Below are 5,772 nucleotides of genomic sequence, written 5' to 3'. Positions count from 1 at the left end.
TCTCCCCCTCCCCCGCGAAGCGGGGGCAGGGGGTCGGGGGGTGGGGGCCCTCGGCGGGCGAGAGACGCTCCGCTCACCGCCCCCACACCCGGCGCGCGCCGAAGTTCTCCCTTCCCCCATGCAGCTTATGGGGGAAGGGCCGGGGATGGGGGGCGCTCCGCCGGTGCGGGAACTCAGCGCCGATGCTGGATCTCCCGCGCCCGAACGCCGGCTGCCCGGCACTGATCCGCATCCGTCACATCCAAGCCGTTCCGCATACACTAGGACGATCGATGGCCTCCGACGCCCAGAAGCTCGACCAGCTCTGCATCGACACCATCCGCACGCTTTCCATGGACGCGGTGCAGGCGGCCAACTCGGGCCACCCCGGCACCCCCATGGCGCTGGCGCCGCTGGCGTACGTCATCTGGACGCGCCACCTCAAGCACAACCCCGCCGACCCGCACTGGGCGGACCGCGACCGGTTCATCCTGTCGTGCGGGCACGCGTCCATGCTGCTGTACTCCCTGCTGTACCTCACGGGATACGGCCTGACGCTGGACGACCTGCGCAACTTCCGCCAGTGGAACAGCCCCACGCCCGGCCACCCGGAGTACGGCCACACGCGCGGCGTGGAGACGACCACGGGCCCGCTGGGGCAGGGCGTGGCCAACGGCGTGGGCATGGCCCTGGCCGAGGCGCACCTGGCCGCCGTCTACAACCGGCCGGACCACGCGGTGGTGGACCACGACGTGTACGTCATCGCCAGCGACGGCGACCTGATGGAGGGCGTGGCGGCCGAGGCGGCGTCCATGGGCGGGCACATGGGGCTGGGCAAGCTCATCTGCTTCTGGGACGACAACAAGATCACCATCGAGGGCAGCACGGACCTCGCCTTTACCGAGGACCTGCTCAAGCGCTTCGACGCGTACGGCTGGCACACGGACCGCATTGAGGACGTCAACGACCTGGAGGCCGTCGACGCCGCCATCCGCCGCGCCAAGGAAGACCCGCGTCCCACGATGATCGCCGTCCGCACGGTCATCGGATTCGGCTCGCCCAACAAGGCGGGCAGCGAAAAGGCGCACGGCGAGCCGCTGGGCGAGGAAGAGATCCGGCTCACCAAGCAGGCGCTGGGCTGGCCCTCCACGGAGCCGTTCCACGTCCCCCAGGAGGCGCTGGACCACATGCGCGCGTCGGGCGCGCGCGGGCAGGCGCTGCAGGACGAGTGGAACCGCCGCTTCGAGGCGTACCGGCAGGCGCACCCCGAGGCCGCGGCCAGCCTGGAGCAGGCGCTCTCGCGCACCCTGCCGGAGGGCTGGGACGCGGACGTGCCCACGTGGAGCAAGGACGACAAGCCCATCGCCACGCGCGCCGCGAGCGGCAAGGCGCTGAACGCGATCGCCAAGCGGGTGCCGTGGCTCATCGGCGGGTCGGCGGACCTGGCGGGGAGCAACAACACCAACATCGACGGCGGCGGCGACCTGGAGCCGGGGAGCTACGACGGGCGCATCCTGCACTACGGCGTGCGCGAGCACGGCATGGGCTCGGTGATGAACGGCATGACGCTGCACGGCGGCGTGCGCGTGTTCGGCGGCACGTTTCTCATCTTCAGCGACTACATGCGGCCGCCCATCCGCCTGGCGGCGCTGATGGAGCAGCCGACCATCTACGTCTTTACGCACGACTCCGTGGGCCTGGGCGAGGACGGCCCCACGCACCAGCCCATCGAGCAGCTGCCGGCCCTCCGCGCCATCCCCGGGCTCATCGACCTGCGCCCCGCGGACGCCAACGAGACGGCCGAGGCGTGGAAGTTCGCCATGGAGCACACCAACGGCCCCGTCTTCTTCGCGCTGACCCGCCAGGCGCTGCCGCACCTGGACCGCGAGACCATGGGCGCGGCCAGCGGCCTGCGCCGCGGCGCGTACGTGCTGGCCGAGGCGGAGGGCGGCGACCCGCAGGTCATCCTCATCGCCAGCGGGTCCGAGGTGGAGACGGCGCTGGCTGGTCAGGCCAAGCTGGCCGAGGAGGGCATCCGCGCCCGCGTGGTGAGCATGCCCAGCTGGGCGCTCTTCGCGCAGCAGGACAAGTCCTACCGCGACGAGGTGCTGCCGCCGAGTGTCCGCGCCCGCGTGGCGGTGGAGGCGGCGCACCCCATGGGCTGGGAAAAGTGGGTGGGCACGGACGGCGCGGTCATCGGCATCAGCCGGTTCGGTGCGTCGGCGCCGGCCAAGCGCGTGTTCCAGGAGCTGGGCTTCAGCGGCGAGAACGTGGCCGCCAAGGCCAAGGAGTGCCTGGGGCTGGGCGGCGGCGGCGCGGCGCACGGCGAGGCCGCGGCGGGACCGACGGCGCACGGGACGGACGAGAAGTGAGTGCCTAGTGCCAAGTCCCAAGTGCCAAGTTGAACAGCAGTTACTTGGCATTTGGAACTTGGCACTTGGTACTCCGGCACATATCCCCATGATGGGAGCAATCGCATGACCTCCGAGACCAAGCACCCCACCGACGCCGTGGACGCCGGGCGCAACCCGCTCCACGAGCTGCACGGGCTGGGGCAGAGCGTGTGGCTGGACTACATCCGCCGCGGCATCCTGGACAACGGCGAGCTGGAGGAGATGATCCGCCGCTACGACCTGCGCGGCGTGACGAGCAATCCCAGCATCTTCGAGCAGGCCATCGGCGACAGCGACGACTACGACGACGCGTTCGACCGCCTGGCCGCCGGCGGGTCCGACGGCAACGCGGCGTACGAGTCGCTGGCCGTGGACGACATCTCCCGCGCCTGCGACCTGTTTCGCGGCGTGTACGACGCCAGCAACGGGACGGACGGCTTCGTCTCGCTGGAGGTGTCGCCCACGCTGGCGCACGACACGCAGGGCACGGTGGACGAGGCGCGGCGGCTGTGGAAGGCCGTCAACAAGCCCAACCTGATGATCAAGGTCCCCGGCACGGACGCGGGCCTGCCCGCCATCGAGCAGCTGCTGGCCGAGGGGATGAACGTCAACATCACGCTCCTGTTCTCCGTGGAGAACCACGAGAAGGTGATGGAGGCGTACCTGCGCGGCCTGGAGCGCCGGCAGCAGGACGGCGGGGCGCTGGACCGCATCGGCAGCGTGGCGTCGTTCTTCGTGTCGCGCGTGGACAGCGCCGTGGACGGGCAGCTGGAGAAGATCGCCGCATCCGCATCCGACGACGCGGCGAAGCAGCGCGCACTGGGGCTGCGCGGCAAGGCGGCCATCGCCAACGCCAAGCTGGCGTACGCGCGCTTCCAGGAGATCTTCTCGGGCGAGCGGTGGGAGCGGCTGGCGGCGGCGGGCGCCAACGTGCAGCGTCCGCTCTGGGCCAGCACCAGCACCAAGAACCCGGACTACCGCGACGTGATCTACGTGGAGGAGCTCATCGGCCCCCACACGGTCAACACCATGCCGCTGGCCACGGTGGAGGCCTTCGCGGACCACGGCGTGGCCCGGAGCACGGTGGACCAGGACGTGGAGCAGGCTCGCGCGGACCTGGCGGCGCTCGAGGACGTGGGCATCGACATGGACGCCGTGACGGACCAGCTGCAGCGCGAGGGCGTGGAGAAGTTCGCCAAGTCCTTCGCCGGCATGCTCACGGTCGTCGGCGAGAAGCTGAGCCGCGTGGCGCAGAAGTAGGAACGGATTGGACTCACACGGCACCGCGTGAACGGGGTGCCGGCGTCAGCGGGAACCGCAGACAGCCGCGGCAGGGAATCGTCCCGCCGCGGCTGTCTTGCGTCGGGCGAGGAAACGACGGGCTCACACGGCACTGCGTGAACGGCACTTCGTGAGCGGTTGGTTTCTGCACCGGGCACCCCCGTGCGGCGCGAGCCAACCGTTTTTACCGTTGACGAAGTCCCGTTCACGAAGTGCCGTGTGCAATGCAGTTTGCCGTTGCCGTTCCGGGTGAGGGAGGACAAAGGAAAGCGGGCGGACCGCCGTGATGGCGATCCGCCCGCTTTTCACTTCCGCACTAACGCACTAACGCACTAACGCACTAACGCACTAACGCACTTCCCTTACACCGCGTCCGACAGCGACGTGAAGGTGAAGTCGCGCGACTTGACGGCCGGCACCATCACCGAGCCGCCGGCGCCGTCCTCGCTGGCGTTCACGCGCACCGGCTCGCTCATCGCCTCGATGCTGTTGAGCATGAACACCGGCGACTCGTTCCAGCGCAGGTTCTTGACCGCCGTCGTGATGCGGCCGTTCTCGATGAGGAACGTGCCGTCGCGCGTGAGGCCCGTGTACAGGATCGTCCGCGGGTCCACGGGGCGGATGTACCACAGGCGCGTGACCAGCAGGCCGCGGTCCGTGGTGCGGATCATCTCCTCGATGGAGCTGTTGCCGCCCGACATGCGGTACGCGCCGGGGAACCCCGTGGGCTGCACGTTGTTCCGCTGCGCCCAGTAGCGGTTGTAGATCAGGTTGCGCAGCACGCCGTTCTCCACCCAGGTCATGGCCCGGTTGGGCAGGCCCTCGCCCGAGAACGGGTTGCCGGCCGTGCGCGGGTCCGCCGGGTCGCTGGTGATGGTGATGCGCTCGTCCAGGAACTTCTCGCCCAGCTTGTTGCCGCCGCCCTGCTTGCTGAAGAACGAGCGGCCCTCGTCGGCGTTGCGCGCGTTCATGGCGAACACCATCAGGTTCGTCAGGTTCGCCACCGCCGTGGGCTCCAGGATCACCGTCCACTCGCCCGGCTCCACCGCGCGCGGGTTGCGCGACATCTCGGCCTTGCGGATGGCCGTCTCGGCGAGCTGGCCAAAGTTCATCTGGCTCCAGTCGTTCTCGCCGCTCCCCGCCCAGCCGCTGCCCGTGCCGTCGGCCGTGCGCACGGTGGTGGTGAAGCTCACGCCCGTGCCGCGGGCGTAGGCGAACAGCCCCTTCTTGTTGGCCACGGCGTTGCTGCCCGTGAAGTGGCTCAGGAACCCCGTGCTGATGAGGTTCTGCCGGCTGGCCGGGCCCGCGATCTCCATCACGGCCCGGGCGCGCGCCTCGGGGGTGATGTTGGCCGTGGCGTCGAAGTACGGCTCCGTCTGCACGTACTGCTGCGGCGGAAGCTCGCCCATGTACTCGGGGTCCTCGGGCACCAGGCGGGCCAGGCGCTCCGACGTCTGCACCATCTGCCGCAGCGACTCGTCGTCGAAGCGGTTGGTGGTGGCCGACGCCGTCTTCTTGCCGTACGCGCTGGTGATGGTGATGCTGGCGTCGTACGCGTCGCCGGCCGTGCTCACCTGGTTCTGCGCGAAGCGGGTGTTGCCCTGCGAGCCGCTGTTGATGTTGACGCGCGCCTCGTCGGCCGTGGAGTACGACAGGACCTTCTGGGCCAGCGCCTCGGCGTCGCTGCGCGAGAGGTAACGGGTGTCTGCCATGGGATCAGGCCCTCCGGCCGGTGTTGATGACGTTGACCTGGCGGAAGCGCGCGGCCGGGCAGCCGTGCGTGACCGCGTTGCTCTGCGACGGCTGGCCCTTGCCGTCGTTGAAGGCGCCGCCCAGGAAGTAGGTGCTGGGCCCGCCGATCATGTCCATGCCGTTCCAGAACTCGGGCGTGCGCATCTGGTACGCCACGTCCTTGAGCACGCCCGTGATGCGGCCGTTCTTGATCTCCTTGAACACCTGCCCGCCGAACTGCGCGTTGTAGCGCTGCTGGTCGATGCTGAACGAGCCGTCGCCGTCGATGAGGATGCCGTTCTCGATGCCCGACACCAGCTCGTCCACCGACACGTCGCGCTGCTGGTTGGGCAGCAGGTTCACGTTGGGCATGCGCTGGAACTGCACG

At 69.6% G+C, this 5,772-nt stretch carries 4 protein-coding genes; 2 read left to right on the top strand and 2 right to left on the bottom strand.

Annotated elements, in window-relative coordinates; translation table 11 throughout:
• Positions 1-272: 272 nt before the first annotated feature.
• Together tkt and tal are read left to right on the top strand one after the other, a co-directional pair.
• Positions 273-2,351: a transketolase gene (gene tkt, locus VFZ20_RS00985; protein WP_329681941.1), complete on the top strand. Its 2,079-nt coding sequence runs from the start codon at positions 273-275 to the stop codon at positions 2,349-2,351.
• A gap of 105 nt (positions 2,352-2,456) precedes the next feature.
• On the top strand, positions 2,457-3,632 hold the full coding sequence (gene tal / locus VFZ20_RS00980; protein ID WP_329681940.1) for a transaldolase: 1,176 nt from the start codon (positions 2,457-2,459) through the stop codon (positions 3,630-3,632).
• Between the two features lie 383 nt (positions 3,633-4,015).
• Here tal and VFZ20_RS00975 read toward each other — a convergent pair whose 3' ends face one another.
• The gene (locus tag VFZ20_RS00975; RefSeq protein ID WP_329681939.1) at positions 4,016-5,365 is read right to left on the bottom strand and encodes a TldD/PmbA family protein; all 1,350 of its coding nucleotides are present in this window, start codon (positions 5,363-5,365) and stop codon (positions 4,016-4,018) included.
• Between the two features lie 4 nt (positions 5,366-5,369).
• Positions 5,370-5,772, bottom strand: a 403-nt coding sequence (locus tag VFZ20_RS00970; protein WP_329681938.1) for a metallopeptidase TldD-related protein, incomplete at its 5' end; no start/stop codon positions are given.

Source organism: Longimicrobium sp. (genome assembly GCF_036280135.1).
Taxonomy (GTDB): Bacteria; Gemmatimonadota; Gemmatimonadetes; order Longimicrobiales; family Longimicrobiaceae; genus Longimicrobium.
This window is presented reverse-complemented; position numbering and strand designations above follow the sequence as displayed.